The following is a 17,185-nucleotide window of genomic DNA, read 5'->3' on the forward strand; positions in this document are numbered from 1 at the left end:
TCCTCATAGCGGAGCTATTAGGTCGTTTCGGCAACGCCGCGAGCGTGCGTGCCGGGCGCCGCGGGGCAGGCGGGACTTTCGACACACGCCCTAGCGCTCGGTCACCTTGCCGTCGGCCACTTCGAGGCGGCGCCCGACGTGCACCGCGTCGAGCATGCGCCGGTCGTGCGTGACCAGGAGCAGGGTGCCCTCGTAGGAGTCCAGGGCCGATTCCAGCTGCTCGATGGCCGGCAGGTCGAGGTGGTTGGTGGGCTCGTCCAGGACCAGGAGGTTGACGCCCCGGCCCTGGAGGAGGGCGAGGGCGGCGCGGGTGCGTTCGCCGGGTGAGAGGGTCTCGGCGGGGCGCAGCACGTGGTCCGCCTTCAGGCCGAACTTGGCGAGCAGGGTGCGCACGTCGGCCGGCGCCGTGTCGGGCACGGCGGCGCAGAACGCGTCGAGCAGGGTCTCGGGGCCGTGGAACAGCGCGCGGGCCTGGTCGACCTCGCCGACGACGACGCCGGGGCCGAGCGCGGCGTGGCCGGAGTCGAGCGGCGCGCGGCCCAGGAGGGCGGCGAGGAGGGTCGACTTGCCGGCGCCGTTCGCCCCGGTGATCGCGACGCGGTCGGCCCAGTCGATCTGGAGGGTGACCGGGCCGAGGCGGAAGTCGCCGCGGGCCAGTTCGGCGTCGCGCAGGGAGGCGACGACGGCGCCGGAGCGCGGGGCGGCCGCGATCTCCATGCGCAGCTCCCACTCCTTGCGGGGCTCGTCGACGACGTCGAGGCGCTCGATCATGCGCTGCGTCTGGCGGGCCTTGGCAGCCTGCTTCTCACTGGACTCGCTGCGGAACTTGCGACCGATCTTGTCGTTGTCGCTCGCCTTGCGCCGCGCGTTCTTGACGCCCTTGTCCATCCAGGAGCGCTGCATCTGGGCCCGGCCCTCCAGGGCGGCCCTCTTGTCGGCGTACTCCTCGTACTCGTCGCGGGCGTGCCGGCGGGCCACGTCGCGCTCCTCCAGGTAGGCCTCGTAGCCGCCCCCGTAGAGGTTGATCTGCTGCTGGACCAGGTCGAGTTCGAGGACCTTGGTGACGGTGCGGGTGAGGAACTCGCGGTCGTGGCTGACGACGACGGTGCCGGCGCGCAGGCCCCGTACGAAGCTCTCCAGGCGCTCCAGGCCGTCGAGGTCCAGGTCGTTGGTCGGCTCGTCCAGGAGGAAGACGTCGTAGCGGGAGAGCAGCAGCGAGGCGAGGCCCGCGCGGGCGGCCTGGCCGCCGGAGAGCGAGGTCATGGCCTGGTCGAGGCCGATGGTCAGGCCGAGCTGGCCGGCGACCTCCTCGGCACGCTCGTCGAGGTCGGCGCCGCCGAGGTCAAGCCAGCGCTCCAGGCTCGTCGCGTAGGCGTCGTCGGCGCCGGGCGCGCCGTCGACCAGGGCCTGGGTGGCCTCGTCCATGACGCGCTGGGCCTCGGCGACGCCGGTGCGGCGGGCGAGGAACTCCCGGATCGTCTCGCCGGGGCGGCGCTCCGGCTCCTGCGGCAGGTGGCCGACGGTCGCGCCGGGCGGGGAGAGCCGCAGTTCGCCCTCCTCGGGGGTGCCGAGGCCCGCGAGGAGGCGCAGCAGGGTGGACTTGCCCGCGCCGTTGGCGCCGACGAGGCCGATCACGTCGCCGGGGGCGACGACGAGGTCGAGCCCGGTGAACAGGGAGCGGTCACCGTGGCCGGCGGCGAGGTTCTTGGCTACGAGAGTGGCAGTCATCAGGCCGCCGATCCTAAGGCCTGTCCCCCGGGGCGGATCAGCGTGCCATGGGTGCCACCAGGACGCTGCCGGTGGTGCGGGCCACGAGGAAGGCCTCTCCCCTGGTCGCCCGGGCGTCGAGCGGGATGCGGTGCCGGCCGGGGCCGAGCACGTCGTCGAAGACGTCGAGGGTGTGGGTGCGGTAGAGGCGGTCGAGGCGGTAGGCGGTGAGCCGGACCCGGCAGGTGGAGGTGACCTCGAGTACCGCGGCGCCGTCGGCGGCGACGAGTCCGGTGAGCCGGCGCCGGGTCTCCGGGCCGCGGTCGAGGGCGGCCTCGATCTGGGCGACGAGCAGCGGGACGATCGGCGCGAGTCCGTCCACGTACGCGATGTCGACGCCGGCCTCCTCGAACTGGCGCCGGACGGCCGTGCGCTGCGTCTCGCCGACGGCGCGGCCGAACGCGACGGCGCCGTAGGTGCGCAGTTCCTCGGCGGGGACGCCGGAGGCGTCGTGGACGATCTCGGCGCCGATGCCGATGGTGCGCAGGGCGGCGGCGAGCTTGGCGAGGACGGCGACGCGGGCGCCGATGAGCAGGACGCGGCGGCGGACGGGCGGTTCGGCGGCGTCGGCGAGCAGCCGGCCGAGCGCGGCGCGGTACTCGGCGCCGCGGAAGCGGAACGGCCCTATGCCGTGGTAGCCGTTGAGCTCCAGGTCGGCGTGTTCGTCGGTCTGCCAGGCGAAGTCGCGCCAGACGACGTCGTCGGTGCCGTCCCCGGCCGGTTCGATGGCGGCGGTGACGGCGCCGCATTCCAGTCCCTCGCACTCGGGGCAGCCGTAGATGACGTGGCGGCCCTCGGCGAGCGGGGCCTCGGCCTCCAGGAGCAGGCTCCTGACGTGGCCGGTGAAGAGGGCGGGTGGGATGTCGGCGGCCAGCGGGGAGACCGCGTCGAGGTCGGAGAGCTGGAACAGCAGCGGGCGCCCGTCGACGATGAAGTCCACGAAGTCCCGGTGGACTTGGTAGTCACCGTTGGCGAGGACTCCACCGGCGCGCATCGCCGGTGCCAGGCCGAAGGTCGCGTACTCGGCAGACATGCGGTGAGTATTCCCACCTGATGCCTGATGTGAGCACGGCATGCCACATTCCGCTACGGTCCCGGCGTGAACAGTCACGTGAGCGGCGAAGTGATCGTGGTCGGCGGCGGTGTGATCGGGATGTCCACCGCGCTGACGCTGGCGGAGCGCGGGCGGCGGGTGCGGATCTGGTCCAGGGACCCGGTGGACCGCACCACCTCGGCGGTGGCGGGCGCCCTGTGGTGGCCGTACCGGATCGATCCGGTGGAGCGGGTGGGGCCGTGGTCGCTGCGGTCGCTGCGCCGGTACGAGGAGTGGGCGGCGCGGCCGGACGAGACGGGCGTGCGGATGGTCGAGGGCGTGCACGCGGGCACCCGGCTGGCCGGGCTCGGCACCTGGGCGGCCGCGGTGACGGGGCTGCGGGACACCTCACGGGGGCTCGCGGCGCGGCTGCCGCTGCTCGACATGCCGGTGCATCTGCGCCTGTTGCGGGAGGAGGCCGAGCGGGCCGGGGTGGTCATGGAGACGCGCACGGTGGCGTCCCTCGACGAGGCGCTGGCGGCGGCCCCGGCGGTCGTGAACTGCACGGGGCTCGGGGCGCGCGAGCTGGTGCCGGACCTGTCGGTGCGGCCGGTGCGCGGTCAGCTGGTCGTCGTACGGAACCCGGGGGTGCGCCACTGGTACGTGTCGGCGGACGAGGGTTCGGACGCGACGACGTACTTCTTCCCGCAGCCGGGCGGGCTGATCCTGGGCGGCACGGCCGAGGAGGACGACTGGTCGCTGGAGCCGGATCCGGCGGTCGCGGCGGCGATCGTCAGGCGCTGCGCGGCCGTGCGGCCGGAGATCGCCGCGATGCGGGTGCTGGGCCACCGGGTGGGGCTGCGCCCGGCGCGTCCGACGGTGCGCATCGAGCGGGAGGTCACCGCCACGGGCCGGGTCCTGGTGCACAACTACGGGCACGGGGGCGCCGGTGTGACGGTGGCGTGGGGCTGCGCGGAGGAGGCGGCGGGGCTCGTCGAGGGCCTGGCCGGGCAGGACGCCTGACGGGCCCCGGCGCCTCCTGCGCGACGGGTCAGTCCTTGGCGAGCGGCGGGGTGTCGCTCTCCTCCTCGGGGTCCGGTTCGGCGCCGGGTTCGCGGTGGAGGTGCTTGCCGATCGGGTCGCCCTCGGTCTCCAGGCTGTCGCCGGGGCCGATGCGGATCTCGAACTCGCCGCCGTACTTCTCGTGTCCGGCGACGACGGCGGCCTCGACGACCTCGATGCCCATGTTGCCGCGGACGATGAGCGGGTCCTGGCGCAGGTCGCGCATGAGGGACACGCACATGCCGATCATGACGAGGGTGAAAGGGGCCGCGACGAGGATCGTGAGGTTCTGCAGGCCGGTGAGGGCGTTGCCCGAGCCGTTGCCGATCAGCAGCATGACGGCGGCCACGGCGCCGGTGACCACGCCCCAGAAGATGACGACGAACCGGCCGGGTTCGAGGGCTCCCTTCTGCGACAGGGTGCCCATCACGATGGAGGCGGCGTCCGCGCCGGAGACGAAGAAGATCCCGACGAGGATCATGACGAGCAGGCTCGTGGCGGTGGCGATCGGGTACTCGTGGAGCACGCCGAAGAGCTGAGCCTCCGGGGTGTCCGCGCCGCCGAGCTCGCCACGCTCCTTCAGCTTCATCGAGGTGCCGCCGAAGATCGCGAACCAGATCAGGCTGACCGTGGACGGGACCAGGATGACGCCGCCGACGAACTGGCGGATGGTCCGGCCGCGGCTGATGCGGGCGATGAACATGCCGACGAAGGGCGTCCAGGAGATCCACCAGGCCCAGTAGAAGACGGTCCAGCTGCCGAGCCAGTCGGCGACGCCCTTGCCGCTGGAGGCCTCGGTGCGGCCGACGAGCTGGGGCAGGTCACCGAGGTAGGCGCCGAGCGAGGTCGGGATCAGGTCGAGCACGATGATGGTCGGCCCGGCGATGAACACGAAGACGGCCAGGATGAGCGCGAGCACCATGTTGATGTTCGACAGCCACTGGATGCCCTTCTCCACACCGGAGATGGCGGAGGCGACGAACGCGACGGTGAGCACGGCGATGATGGCCACGAGGAGGCCGGTGCTGACCTTGTCCATCCAGTTCAGGACCTCGAAGCCGGAGCCGATCTGGAGCGCGCCGAGGCCGAGCGAGGCCGCGGAGCCGAACAGGGTGGCGAAGATGGCGAGGATGTCGATGACCCGGCCCCAGGCGCCGTGCGCCCGTTCCTCGCCGATCAGCGGCACGAAGACGGAGGAGATCGTCTGCCGTCTGCGGCGGCGGAAGGTGCTGTAGGCGATGGCGAGTCCGACGACCGCGTAGATCGCCCACGGGTGCAGCGTCCAGTGGAAGAGCGTGGTCGCCATGGCCGTCTCCATGGCCTGTGCGGCGTCGGCCGGATCGGTGCCCGGCGGCGGCTTCGTGAAGTGCGCGAGCGGCTCGCTGACGCCGTAGAACATGAGGCCGATGCCCATGCCTGCGCTGAACATCATCGCGACCCAGGAGACCGTGCGGAACTCGGGCTCCTCCCCCTCGGCACCGAGGTGGATCTTCCCGTAGCGGCTGACCGCGAGCCACAGGGCGAACACGACGAAGCCGCTCGCGGCGAGCATGAACGCCCAGCCGCCGTTGTGGATCAGGCCGTTGAGCAGCCGGGTCGAGACGCTCTCGAGGTTGTCGGTGGCGACGGATCCCCAGACCACGAAGGCCAGGGTGAGCACGGCGGTGACGCCGAAGACGATCCGGTCGGTGGCCGGGCTCCGGCCACCGGCCGGCCCCTGATCGGGGAGGGGCACGCCCGTGGGTGGATTCTGAGGTTTTGTCACCCTTTAGGGCCTACCACAAACGGCGCGTCCCACACCTCTTCAGCACGCTGTGTCGGGGGTCCCTTCGGTCAGGTGGTACGTGGCGCGGGCATCGAGCAGCAGCGCGACCAGGGCCCGTTCCGACTGCCGGAGCGGCACGAGGACCCCGCTACCCGATTTCCGTACGGAGATGCCGTGCAGCGCCAGTTCGTCCCCGACCTCGGCGTACTGGTCCGCGGTGAGCCGGTATCCGCAGGGCGGGTCCTGGATGACCTCGGCGGGTTCGGCCGGGTCGTTGTCGGCGCCGCCCACGTAGACCGGTCCGGTGTCGCGCAGTCCGGCCACCCGGGCGGCGCCGGTCGCCGTCTCGATCTGGCCGCGCCGCTCCTGGGCGAAGTCGAACAGGCCGCCGAGCGCCGCGAGCTGGGAGTCGCGGCGGCGCCGGTTGTTGAGCGCGGGGTCGGCCTCCTCCTCGGGGGTGCCCGGGTCGACGCGGCTCTCGATGAGCAGGCCGACCGCGTGCTTGAGCCCGGAGAGATTGCGCAGGATGCGCTCCTGTCCGTCGCCCGCGGTCTGCTTGACCGGTTCGCCGGTGACGGGGTCGGTCCAGATGCCGTACGTGCCCGTGGAGTGCCCGGCGGCTTCCGCGGCGGGCCGCACGTACGTCCCCGAGAGGGTGCGGGCCTCGTCGTGCACGGCCGGGTCCGTGTTGAGGTTGCGGGGCCAGAGGTCGAAGAGGTCCTTGTCGTAGTACTCGGGGGTGGCCCCGTACTCGTGCAGGTCGTAGATGACGTCCGGCTCACGGTCGCGGATGACGGCGGCCATCGCGCGGGCCTCGGCGGTCTCCAGGGCGACGTGGTCGCGGTTGATGTCGACGCCGTCGGAGTTGCCCCGGGTGTTCGCGGCGCGGCCGTCGGGGTTGGCGGTCGGCACGACGAGGAGGGTGGTGCGGGACAGGAAGGCGCGGGTGGCCGGGTCCTTGTCGTAGGCGAGGTCGCGCACCTTGGTGAGGCAGGCCTCGCGGCCGGAGGGCTCGTTGCCGTGCTGGCTGCAGATCAGCAGCACGGTGTGGGTGGTGGTGCGCTCCCCGACGCGGACGAGCTGGAGCGGCCGGCCCTGCTTCGTGGTGCCGATCCGGGAGACGGAGACGCGGTCGGAGGCCTCGTCGAGGTCGGCGAGGAGGCGCTGCTCCTCGGGCTGGCTGGTCCAGCGGGCCCCGCCCGTCTCCTCGAAGCCGGTGCGGGGCGGGTGGCCGGTGGCCTGGGCCGGGGACGTGACCACGAGGGGCGCGGCGAGCGCCGCGGTGGCGCAGGCGGTCAGGGCCAGTCTGCTGAGTCTCATCGGTTGCTGCCTCCCGGGACGGGGCGGCCGGGCCGGAAGGTGCTGGGCCCGTCGGCCGCGGAGGGTTGGGGGGTGGCGACGGTGGGTCCCGCGGTGGCGGCGGCGAACGCGGCGGCTCCGCCGACGACGGGCACGCGGGCCGCCGTGCGGGACAGGTCGAGCGTGAGCGTGGGCCGGGTCGACGGATGGTCGATGAGGTCCTTGTCGGTGCCGGCGACGATCAGAGCGAGCCGGTGCCCCTTCGGCACGACGTGGTCGCTCGCGGCGAGGGAGATCGTGAGCGTGTACGGCGTGCCGGGCTTGAGCTGCCGGCCCTTCGCCGGGTCGGCGTAGGTGCCGAGGTCGGTCCAGCCGCGGCTGAACACGGTCGCGCCGACGTCGGCGGTCGCGGCCCGGGTGGCGAGGAAGCAGGAGCTGTCGCCGGGCGTGCTCGGGCCCCAGCAGGTGCGGTCGGTCAGCGTGTCGATGCCCTCGCCGGAGCCGCTGAAGTCGCGGATCGTGGCGGGGCCGAGGTCCACGAGCACGGCGCTGAGGTGGGCGGTCGGGGTCGTCGGGGTGGCGGTGACCGTGACCTTCGAGGAGCCGGACAGACGCAGGTCCTCACCGAGCGGGCGGCTGAGGAAGCCGGCCTTGTCCGGGGTGCCGGTCTCCAGGTCGGCCGCCCAGTCGGTCTCGGAGCGGGACGGGTCGTCGGTGAACTGCGCGATGCCGGTGCCCGGTTCGAGGCTCAGGGTGCCGACGCCGGGGGCGCCGCCGGTGCCGGGGCGCAGGGCGGTGGTGCGGGTCGCGGCCGGCGGCCAGACGCGGTCGGTGGTCCAGCGGTCGGGGGCGCGCTCGATGTCGGCCATGGGTTCGCGGTCGATGCCGTTGTCGTAGCCGAGCAGTTCGTGGTCGAACCAGCGGTGCAGGGTGTCGACCCACTGGGCGCGCCGGAAGTCGAACGGGTCGACGTGGCCGGTCTGCGCGAGCCAGATCTTGCGCTCGACGCCGTTCCGCGCGAGCGCCTCCCACCACTGGCCGAAGTGCTTGGCGCGGACGTTGAGGTCCTGCATGCCGTGCACGACGAAGACGCTGGCCTTCACCTTGCTCGCGTCCTTGACGTAGTCGCGCTCCTGCCACAGCCCGGTCCAGTCACCGCTGCGGGGCGCTTCGTCGACAAGTCGCTTCTGCACGGCGGCGCAGTGGGTACGTGCCTCGGGGCTCTCGACGTAGTCGGACAGCCACTCGGGGCCCGAGTCGTAGAGCGGGGCGCCCTGCTGGAAGTAGTAGTCGTACCAGGAGGAGATGCCGCCGATCGGCACGATGGTCTCCAGGCCCTCGACGCCGGTCGCGGCGACGCCGTTGGCGATCGTGCCGTCGTAGCTCTTGCCGATCATGCCGGTGCGGCCGTTGCTCCAGTCCGCGCGGGCGCGTTCGCCGCCGGTGCGGGTGGTGTAGCCCGTGGCGCGGCCGTTCAGCCAGTCGACGACGGCCTTGGCGGACTGGATGTCGGAGCGGCCTCCGACGTCGACACAGCCGTCGGAGCGATTGGTTCCGGCGAGGTCGACGCCGATCACCGCGTAGCCGCGCGGCACGAAGTAGTTGTCGTAGAAGAGCGGCATCTGCACGACGTTCCCGTCGGCGTCGTACGTCTTCTTCTGGCTCTCGTTGCCGCGCCCGCAGCAGGAGTAGTACGGGCTGGCGTCCATGATCACGGGGATGCGACGGCCCTGGGCCGCGGGCTCGCGGGGGCGGACGATGTCGACGGCGACCCGGTCCGTCCTCCCGTCCCCGTCCCCGTCGAGCCGGGTGTCGACCCAGACGGACTCACGGATCGCGGTGTCGTACGCGTAGACGGGCCGGGACTCGCGCGCGCCGTCGTCGGCGGCGGCGCGGGCGGCACCCGGCACGAGCAGCACGGCGAGCAGGGCGGCGGTGACCGCGGCGGCGAAGGTGCTCCAGAGGCGGTGCGTGCGTCTGGCAGGTATCGGCATGGCGCGGAAGGTACACGGGTCAACTGCTGTGCGACAGAGGGCCGCCCGGGCCGAGGTCAGGTCCGTGGGGCGTCCAGGCGCATGTCGGCCGAATGGCGATCGTGTGACAGGCGGGGCCATGGACATGACCTGGGGCACGGGTGCTGAATAGGCTCGCGGACGAGCTCAACCCCGTGTCCGTCCCTACGACTTGGAGCTTTTGTGTACCGCAGACTCATCGTCCCCGGCGCGATCGCGGCCTCCCTCCTGCTGGCGATCCCGGCATCGGCCGCCGACTTCGAGCCCGGGGCCTCGGGCATCGGCGATCCCTACTACCCGACGTACGGGAACGGCGGCTACGACGTCTCCCACTACGACCTGCGTCTGAAGTACCAGCCGAAGACGGACCTGCTGGAGGGCACGGCGACGATCATCGCCACCTCCACGCAGGACCTGTCGCGGTTCGACCTCGACCTCGGGCTCGATGTCAGCGAGGTCCGGGTGAACGGCAAGAAGGCGGCGTTCGCCAAGTCCGGCGAACAGGAGCTGGAGGTGACCCCGGCGGCCGGGCTGCCGAAGGGCACCTCGTTCTCCGTCGTCGTCAAGTACGCGGGCAAGCCCTCGGAGCTGAAGCTGTGGGGCTTCACGTCCCCGCAGCGCACTCCGGACGGCGCCGTGTTCGCCAACGAGCCGGAGTCGGCGGCCTGGTGGTTCCCGTCGAACGACCACCCGCTCGACAAGGCCACCTACGACATCTCGGTCGCGGTGCCGGACGGCACCCAGGCCATCTCCAACGGCACGCTCCAGTCGCAGACCTCGAAGCTCGGCTGGACCCGCTTCAACTGGCGCTCCAGCCACCCGCAGGCCACGTACCTGGCGACGCTCGCGGTCGGCAAGTTCGACATCACCACCGACAAGACCGCGGACGGCCTGCCGGTCCTCAACGCCTACAGCAAGGACCTCGGCGCGAACGAGGGCGCCGCGAAGGCCAGCGTCGAGCGGACCGTCGAGGTCGCCGAGTGGCTGGAATCGATCTACGGCAAGTATCCCTTCGAGGCGCTCGGCGGCTACGTCCCCAACGTGCCGTCCGGGTTCGCCCTGGAGACCCAGACCCGGCCGTTCTACTCCCCCAAGCAGTTCGCGAACGGGGCGAACGTGTCCGTCGTCGTCCATGAGCTGGCCCACCAGTGGTACGGCGACAGCGTCTCCGTGAAGAACTGGAAGGACATCTGGATCAACGAGGGCTTCGCCCGCTACGCCCAGTGGCTCTGGTCGGAGAAGGAGGGCGAGGGCACGGCGCAGGAGCTCGCGGACTACGTGTACGCGCAGCACCCGGCGGACGACGCGTTCTGGACGGTCAAGCCCGGGGATCCCGGCGCGGAGAACCAGTTCGCCGGGGCCGTGTACGACCGGGGGGCGCTGGCGCTCCAGGCGCTGCGCAACGAGGTCGGCGAGAAGAAGTTCTTCGCCGTTCTGAAGGGGTGGCCGCAGCAGCACGCGTACGGGAACGCGGAGGTCTCCGACTTCGTGGCGTACGCGGAGTCCGTCTCCGGGAAGAAGCTCGGTCCGCTGTTCGACACGTGGCTGTATCAGCCGGTGAAGCCTGCCGCTCCGGCGCTGAGCGCTGCCGCGCCGGTGCGGGAGCCGAAGTCCTTCCAGCGGATCGCGGCGACGAACTCGATCCACGACGTGCGCTGATCCGTTCGTCTGCGGCTCCGGTGGGGCTTCTCGCGCAGTTCCCCGCGCCCCTGAAATGCAGACGCTTCGCGTCGCATTTCCCCGACGGGCGAGCGCCCGATGAGATCGCGCACGAAGTGCGCATCTCAGGGGCGCGGGGAACTGCGCGGCCCGCCCCCACCGGCCCGTAGGCGAAGTTCCGACCTCGCCTCGCGGGCCACGCTCAGGTAGCGGAGGCGTTCCGGGAGGTGGGGGACGGTCAGGCGGACCAGGGCCGCGAAGCGGCGGAGCCGGCGCTCGTCGCGGGGCGACCAGTCGAGGCCCAGGGCGACCCGCGCCTCCGGCGGCAACAACCCGACCGACAGAAACCGCAGACCCCGTACGAGAATCGGCCGCACCAAGGGCCAGACGAGCCGCGCAGCGCCCGGCGGGGCCGGCAACGCGCGGCGCGCGGACGTCAGCTCGCGGACCACCGCGTTCGGCGCGATCTCCAGAGCCAGCATCCGGTGGTAGTACGGCCAGAACTCGGCCGTGGTCTGCGGCATGTCCCGGTCCCGGATGCCGAGGATCCGCCCGACCATCAGCCACTCCGCGTAGAACCGCTCGTCCTCCTCGACGGTGAAGGGGCGCGCGAAGTAGCGGCGGGCGTACCGCGCGACGGGGTACCCGGTGGCGTGGACCCAGGCGTAGTACGCGGGGGTCAGCGCGTGATAGCGCCGGCCGCTCGGGTCCGTGCCCCGCACTGTGCGATGGACGCGTCGCAGCCGGCGCCCCTCCTCGACCGCGGCTTCGCCCCCGTACACCCACAGGAGTACGGAGTTGAGGGAGCGGGCGCCACGGCCCCAGGGGTCGGTGCGGAAGACGGAGTGGTCGTCGACGCCCGCACCGACGGCGGGGTGGGCGACCTGGAGGACGAACGCGGCGGGCAGCGCGAGCAGCGAGCGGATGTCACCGGCGGTCTCCCACAGGATGCCGCCGGGCGGGGGCGGAGCCGGATCGTGCTGCGTCATGGTGTGTCCCGTGGGGCGGCCTCGTACGGGTGTGGTGTGTGATCCAGTATGCGCCGGACGGCCGGTGCTAGGTCTCGCCGCCGTAGCGTTTGGCCAGGTCGGAGGCGAGTTCGGAGACGCAGGTGCACAGGTCGCTGACGGCGGCGGAGTGCTCGGTGACCCGTGCGGGTGCGGGGCGCGCGGGGACGATCCGGGCGCGCAGGCCGCTGGGGCCGGCCGGCGGGGCCGACGCTCCGTCCCGCCGGGGGCGCAGCCGTGCGGAGGTGACGAGTGCCGTCGCGAGCGCGACCGCGAGTACGGCGAGTCGTCCCGCCTTGACCTGGACGCGCCACGGAACCATCGCCATGGCTGGTTCCTACCCGCAGGGCGGGACGTGATGTCACCCGTCGTGGTCGTACACGGTCACGGGTATCCGACAGCGCACGAGGCGCTCGGTTCGGCGGCCCGCCGCGGGGCTGGGTCTCTCGTCGCCGGGTGCCGCCCGGTGGGGGCTGGCCGCGCAGTTCCCCGCGCCCCTGAGATGCGCACTTCGTGCGCGATCTCATCGGGGAAATGCGCCCGAAGGGCATGCATTTCAGGGGCGCGGGGAACTGCGTGAGAAGCCCCACCGGGCGGCAGCCGGCCATGGACGGGTCAGGTCACCCACGGGCCCCGGCCGAACGCGGCGGTGGCGTCACCCCGGACATACGTGATCTCCGACATGACGCCACCGTAGGCCGGGGCACTGACAACGGGCGGGGTCAGTCGCCCTGGGCCACCTTGGTCAGTTCCTCGGTCGCCGTGCGCTCGACGCGGCGGCGGACGCCGAACCAGCCGAGGACGAGCAGCGCCGCGACGATCGGGATGAGGTACAGGGTCTTGCGGCCGACCTCGGGGTCCTTCCACATGAGGCCGAGCACGGCCAGCAGGAAGGCGATCGTCACGTACTCGGTGACGCCGCTGCCGGGCAGCTTGAAGTGCGGGCGCTGGACCAGGCCCTCCTTGGCCCGCCGGACGAAGGCGAGGTGGCAGATCATGATGATGATCCAGGTGCTGATGATGCCGAGCGAGGCGACGTTCAGCACGATCTCGAAGGCCTTGCCGGGCACGACGCTGTTCAGGACGACGCCGAGGACGCCGACGCCCGCGGTGAGCAGGATGCCGCCGTAGGGCACCTGGTTCTTGTTCATCACGGCCGTGAAGCGGGGCGCGGAGCCGGCCATCGCCATGGAGCGCAGGATGCGGCCGGTGGAGTAGAGGCCGGAGTTCAGCGACGACATGGCGGCGGTGAGGACCACGAGGTTCATCACGTCACCGGCGGCAGGGACGCCGATGCGGGAGAGGACGGTGACGAACGGGCTCTCGTCGGCGGAGTACACGACGCCGGGCAGGAGCAGCGCGAGCAGGATGACCGAGCCCACGTAGAAGAGGCCGACACGCCACATGATCGAGTTCACCGCGCGGGGCACGACCTTGTGCGGCTCGGCGGTCTCGCCCGCGGCGACACCGACCAGCTCCAGGGACGCGTAGGCGAAGACGACACCTTGCATCACGAGGACGACGGGCATCATGCCGTGCGGCAGGAAGCCGCCGTTGTCCGTGATGACGCTCAGACCGGGCGTCTGGCCGCCCACGTCGTGCTGGGTGACCAGCAGGAAGATGCCGACGAACATGAAGCCGACCAGGGCGGCGACCTTGACGATCGCGAACCAGAACTCCATCTCGCCGAAGATCTTCACGGAGATCAGGTTGATGGCGAGGACCACCGCGAGGGCGATCAGGGCCAGCACCCACTGCGGGATGCTCGTGAAGAAGCTCCAGTAGTGCGTGTACAGGGCGATCGCCGTGATGTCGGCGATGCCGGTGGTCGACCAGTTGAGGAAGTACATCCAACCGGCGACGTACGCGCCCTTCTCGCCCAGGAACTCACGGGCGTAGGAGACGAACGAGCCGGAGGAGGGCCGGTACAGGACCAGCTCACCGAGGGCGCGCACGACGAAGAAGGCGAAGATGCCGCACACGAGGTACGCGACGGCGAGGGCGGGGCCTGCCGAGTGGAGGCGGCCTCCCGCTCCGAGGAAGAGTCCGGTGCCGATCGCGCCACCGATCGCGATCATGTTGACGTGGCGGGCCTTGAGGTCCTTGCTGTAACCGGCGTCGCCCGCATCGGCGGGCGCCTGGGACGCATCTGTGCGGGATGCGTCCATAGCCGTGGTGACGGCGTCCTTGCTCACGTGGGGGTGTCCACTCTGTGGTGCCCGGCGACGTGGGGGCCGCCGGGGTCCGGATGTGCTCCGGTCCGCGACACCCCTGACAGCGCGCGGACCGACGGTGCACCTTCCCCCACACATCCCGGAACACGCGGTGGCGGAGATCACATAGCGGCGCTTCTCACATGGCGGGACGCCTCTATGCAGAGACTCGAACGCGGGTGTATGCCGCCGAAGCACCTGCCCACGGACTTTCACACCGTAGGTGTGTCAGCAATACTGTAGAACCCGATCGCACGCGTACGAGGACGAGGATGACGACGGACATCGAGGACGCCGGGACGGTGTCGGGCCCGACGCTGACCGTCGACGAACTGGCGGCCCGCGCGGGCGTGACGGTCCGCACCATCCGCTTCTACAGCACCAAGGGGCTGCTCCCGCCGCCGGTCATCGGGCCGCGCCGGGTCGGGCACTACGGACAGGACCATCTCTCCCGGCTCGCGCTCATCGAGGAGCTCCAGCACCAGGGCATGACCCTGGCCGCGATCGAGCGGTACGTGGAGCAGCTGCCGGCGGACCTGAGCGCGCACGACCTGGCGATCCACCGGGCCGTCGTGGCGAGCTGGGCGCCGGACACGGCGGAGGAGATGAGCCTCGCGGAACTGGAGCGCCGGGCCGGGCGCCCGCTGTCCGGCGCCGATCTGGACCGGCTGTCGGCGATGGGCGTCGTCGGCTACGAGGACGAGGCGGACGCGTACCGGGTGGACGTGGCGCTGCTGCGGCTCGGCGTGCAGCTGCTCGACGTGCCGATCGCGCACGAGACGATCCTGGCCTCGCGGACCGTGCTGCTCGATCACGCGCGGGAGGCGGCGCACGAGCTGTCGCGGCTGTTCCGGGACGAGGTGTGGGGCCCCTACCGGGAGCGGGAGTCGGACCCCGAGCACGTCGCGGCGATGAAGTCGCTGTCGGCCCACATGCAGCCGATGGTGATGCAGGCGCTGGTGACCGCGTTCCAGCGGTCCCTGAGCGAGGAACTGCGGGAGGCGTTCCGCTCGGAGAGCTGAACACCTCCCGCAGGAGTGGGGCCCTGGTGGGTCAGTCGGAGAAGGTCTCGCCCTTCTCCGCCTTCTCGACGAGCAGCGCGGGCGGCAGGAACCGGTCGCCGTAGCGCTCGGCCAGCTCGCGCGAGCGGGCCACGAAGCCGGGCAGGCCGCCCTTGTAGCCGTTGATGTACTGCAGGACGCCGCCGGTCCAGCCCGGGAAGCCGATGCCGAAGATCGAACCGATGTTGGCGTCGGCGACCGAGGTCAGGACGCCCTCCTCGATCAGCTTCACCGTGTCGAGGGCCTCGCTGAAGAGCATGCGCTCCTGCATGTCCTCGAACGGGATGGTGTGGCCCGCCTTGGTGAAGTGCTCGCGCAGGCCCGGCCAGAGACCGGCGCGCTTGCCGTCCTCGCCGTACTCGTAGAAGCCCGCGCCGCCGCTGCGGCCGGTGCGGCCGAACTCGTCGACCATGCGGTCGATGACGGCCTCGGCGGGGTGGGTGTCCCAGGTCCCGCCGGCCTCGGTGATCGCGGCCTTCGTCTCGTTGCGGATCTTGCGCGGCAGGGTGAGGGTGAGCTCGTCCATGAGGGAGAGCACCTTCGCCGGGTAGCCGGCCTGGCCCGCGGCCTGCTCGACCGACGCGGGCTCGATGCCCTCGCCGACCATGGCGATGCCTTCGTTCATGAAGTGGCCGATGACGCGCGAGGTGAAGAAGCCGCGCGAGTCGTTGACGACGATCGGCGTCTTGTTGATCTGCCGGACGAGGTCGAAGGCGCGGGCCAGCGCCTCGTCGCCGGTGCGCTCGCCCTTGATGATCTCGACGAGCGGCATCTTGTCGACCGGCGAGAAGAAGTGCAGACCGATGAAGTCGGCCTGGCGCTCGACACCCTCGGCGAGCGCGGTGATGGGCAGTGTCGAGGTGTTGGAGCACAGCAGCGCGTCGGGCTCGACGAGGTGCTGGATCTCCTGGAACACCTTGTGCTTGAGCGACGGGTCCTCGAAGACGGCCTCGATGACGGCGTCGCAGCCGGCGACGTCCTGCGGGTCGGCGGTCGGCGTGATGCGGGCGAGCAGCGCGTCCGCCTTCTCCCGCGTGGTGCGGCCGCGCGTGACGGCCTTCTCGCAGAGCTTCTCCGAGTAGGCCTTGCCCTTGGCGGCCGACTCGGCGGAGACGTCCTTGAGGACGACGTCGATGCCCGCGCGGGCGCAGGAGTAGGCGATGCCGGCGCCCATCATGCCGGCGCCGAGGACGGCGACCTTGCGGACCGTGCGGGGCTCGATGCCCTTGGGCCGGTTGGCACCCGAGTTGACGGCCTGGAGGTCGAAGAAGAACGCCTGGATCATGTTCTTCGCGGTCTGGCCGGTGACCAGCTCGGTGAAGTAGCGCGCCTCGATGGTCAGGGCGGTCTCGAAGTCGACCTGCGAGCCCTCGACGGCGGCGGCGAGGATGTTGCGCGGGGCCGGGTAGGGCGCGCCGTTGAGCTGCTTCTTCAGGTTGGCAGGGAAGGCCGGGAGGTTCGCCGCGAACTTCGGGTTGGCGGGGGTGCCGCCCGGGATGCGGTAGCCGGGCTTGTCCCAGGGCTGCTGCGACTCCGGGTTGGCGTCGATGAAGGCCTTCGCCTTCTCGATCATCTCCTCGGGGGTGGCGGCGATCTCGTGGACCAGGCCGTTGTCCAGCGCCCGCTTCGGGGTGTACTGGGTGCCCTGGAGGAGGATCTTGAGGAGGGCGTCGGCGATGCCCATGAGGCGGACGGTGCGGGTGACGCCGCCGCCGGCCGGGAGCAGGCCGAGCGTGACCTCGGGCAGACCGATCTTGGAGCCCGGGGTGTCGAGGGCAACGCGGTGGTGGCTGGCGAGGGCGATCTCGTAGCCGCCGCCCAGGGCCGCGCCGTTGATCGCGGCGACGACCGGCTTGCCGAGGGTCTCGATGCGGCGCAGCGAGTTCTTGATGCCGGTGCCGGTCTCGAAGACGGCCTGGGCGTCCTCGGGGCCCGCCTTCATCATGTCCTTGAGGTCACCGCCCGCGAAGAAGGTCTTCTTGGCGGAGGTGTAGATGATGCCCCGGATCGAGTCGCGCTCGGCCTCGGCGCGGTCGGCGATCGCGGCGATCGAGTCCTTGAACGCCTGGTTCATGGTGTTCGCGGACTGGTTCGGGTCGTCGAGGACGAGGGTGACGATGCCGGTGTCGTCCTGTTCCCAGCGGATGGTGGAGCTGGCGGTCATTGTGTTCTCCGTGAAGTCAGGTGCGGGTCGCTTTGTGGCGGCTACGGGGAGGGGGGCCGGGTCTCGTCGCCGGGTGCGGGTGGGTGGGGGCTGAGCCGCCACAACCCCCCCCCCCGAAAAAGCCCACCCGCGCGTAGCCCATA

The 17,185-nt window shown here is 71.5% G+C and carries 12 protein-coding genes; 3 read left to right on the top strand and 9 right to left on the bottom strand.

The window, feature by feature from the left end:
* Positions 1-90: 90 nt before the first annotated feature.
* Positions 91-1,728, bottom strand: a complete 1,638-nt coding sequence (locus tag ACZ4E1_RS28200; protein WP_467544386.1) for an ABC-F family ATP-binding cassette domain-containing protein — start codon at positions 1,726-1,728, stop codon at positions 91-93.
* Positions 1,729-1,765: 37 nt separating this feature from the next.
* On the bottom strand, positions 1,766-2,800 hold the full coding sequence (locus ACZ4E1_RS28205) for an oxidoreductase (protein WP_467544388.1): 1,035 nt from the start codon (positions 2,798-2,800) through the stop codon (positions 1,766-1,768).
* A gap of 66 nt (positions 2,801-2,866) precedes the next feature.
* Here ACZ4E1_RS28205 and ACZ4E1_RS28210 point away from each other — a divergent pair, with 66 nt between their 5' ends.
* Positions 2,867-3,823 (top strand): FAD-dependent oxidoreductase, encoded by a 957-nt coding sequence (locus ACZ4E1_RS28210; RefSeq protein ID WP_467544391.1) that lies wholly within the window; start codon positions 2,867-2,869, stop codon positions 3,821-3,823.
* 28 nt (positions 3,824-3,851) lie between these two features.
* Here the strand turns inward: ACZ4E1_RS28210 and ACZ4E1_RS28215 are convergent, their stop codons facing one another.
* The 3 genes from ACZ4E1_RS28215 to ACZ4E1_RS28225 form a co-directional block, all read right to left on the bottom strand.
* Positions 3,852-5,597, bottom strand: coding sequence for a BCCT family transporter (locus tag ACZ4E1_RS28215; protein WP_467544394.1), 1,746 nt, complete (start codon positions 5,595-5,597; stop codon positions 3,852-3,854).
* 69 nt (positions 5,598-5,666) lie between these two features.
* On the bottom strand, positions 5,667-6,947 hold the full coding sequence (locus ACZ4E1_RS28220; RefSeq protein ID WP_467544397.1) for a M14 family metallopeptidase: 1,281 nt from the start codon (positions 6,945-6,947) through the stop codon (positions 5,667-5,669).
* Positions 6,944-8,920: a Xaa-Pro dipeptidyl-peptidase gene (locus ACZ4E1_RS28225; RefSeq protein ID WP_467544400.1), complete on the bottom strand. Its 1,977-nt coding sequence runs from the start codon at positions 8,918-8,920 to the stop codon at positions 6,944-6,946. Before ACZ4E1_RS28225 ends, ACZ4E1_RS28220 begins: the two co-directional genes overlap by 4 nt.
* 201 nt (positions 8,921-9,121) lie before the next feature.
* On the opposite strand from ACZ4E1_RS28225, the gene ACZ4E1_RS28230 reads away from it, so the two are divergent.
* On the top strand, positions 9,122-10,597 hold the full coding sequence (locus ACZ4E1_RS28230) for a M1 family metallopeptidase (protein WP_467544403.1): 1,476 nt from the start codon (positions 9,122-9,124) through the stop codon (positions 10,595-10,597).
* A gap of 125 nt (positions 10,598-10,722) precedes the next feature.
* On the opposite strand, the gene ACZ4E1_RS28235 is transcribed toward ACZ4E1_RS28230, so the two are convergent.
* The 3 genes from ACZ4E1_RS28235 to ACZ4E1_RS28245 form a co-directional block, all read right to left on the bottom strand.
* Positions 10,723-11,586, bottom strand: coding sequence for an oxygenase MpaB family protein (locus tag ACZ4E1_RS28235; RefSeq protein WP_467544406.1), 864 nt, complete (start codon positions 11,584-11,586; stop codon positions 10,723-10,725).
* 67 nt (positions 11,587-11,653) lie between these two features.
* Positions 11,654-11,932 (bottom strand): hypothetical protein, encoded by a 279-nt coding sequence (locus tag ACZ4E1_RS28240; RefSeq protein WP_467544408.1) that lies wholly within the window; start codon positions 11,930-11,932, stop codon positions 11,654-11,656.
* A 394-nt stretch (positions 11,933-12,326) separates the two neighbouring features.
* A complete protein-coding gene (locus ACZ4E1_RS28245) occupies positions 12,327-13,799 on the bottom strand; it encodes an amino acid permease (RefSeq protein ID WP_467544412.1) in 1,473 nt (490 codons plus the stop codon).
* A 290-nt stretch (positions 13,800-14,089) separates the two neighbouring features.
* Between ACZ4E1_RS28245 and ACZ4E1_RS28250 the strand changes: the two genes are divergently transcribed.
* Entirely contained in the window at positions 14,090-14,839 is a 750-nt protein-coding gene (locus ACZ4E1_RS28250; protein WP_467544415.1) for a MerR family transcriptional regulator, read from the top strand.
* A 31-nt stretch (positions 14,840-14,870) separates the two neighbouring features.
* On the opposite strand, the gene ACZ4E1_RS28255 is transcribed toward ACZ4E1_RS28250, so the two are convergent.
* Positions 14,871-17,042 carry a 3-hydroxyacyl-CoA dehydrogenase NAD-binding domain-containing protein gene (locus tag ACZ4E1_RS28255; RefSeq protein ID WP_467544419.1) on the bottom strand — a complete coding sequence of 724 codons (2,172 nt, stop codon included), beginning with the start codon at positions 17,040-17,042 and terminating at the stop codon, positions 14,871-14,873.
* Between the last annotated feature and the right edge of the window lie 143 nt (positions 17,043-17,185).

The sequence above is a fragment of the Streptomyces sp. NPDC025806 genome, assembly GCF_055558275.1.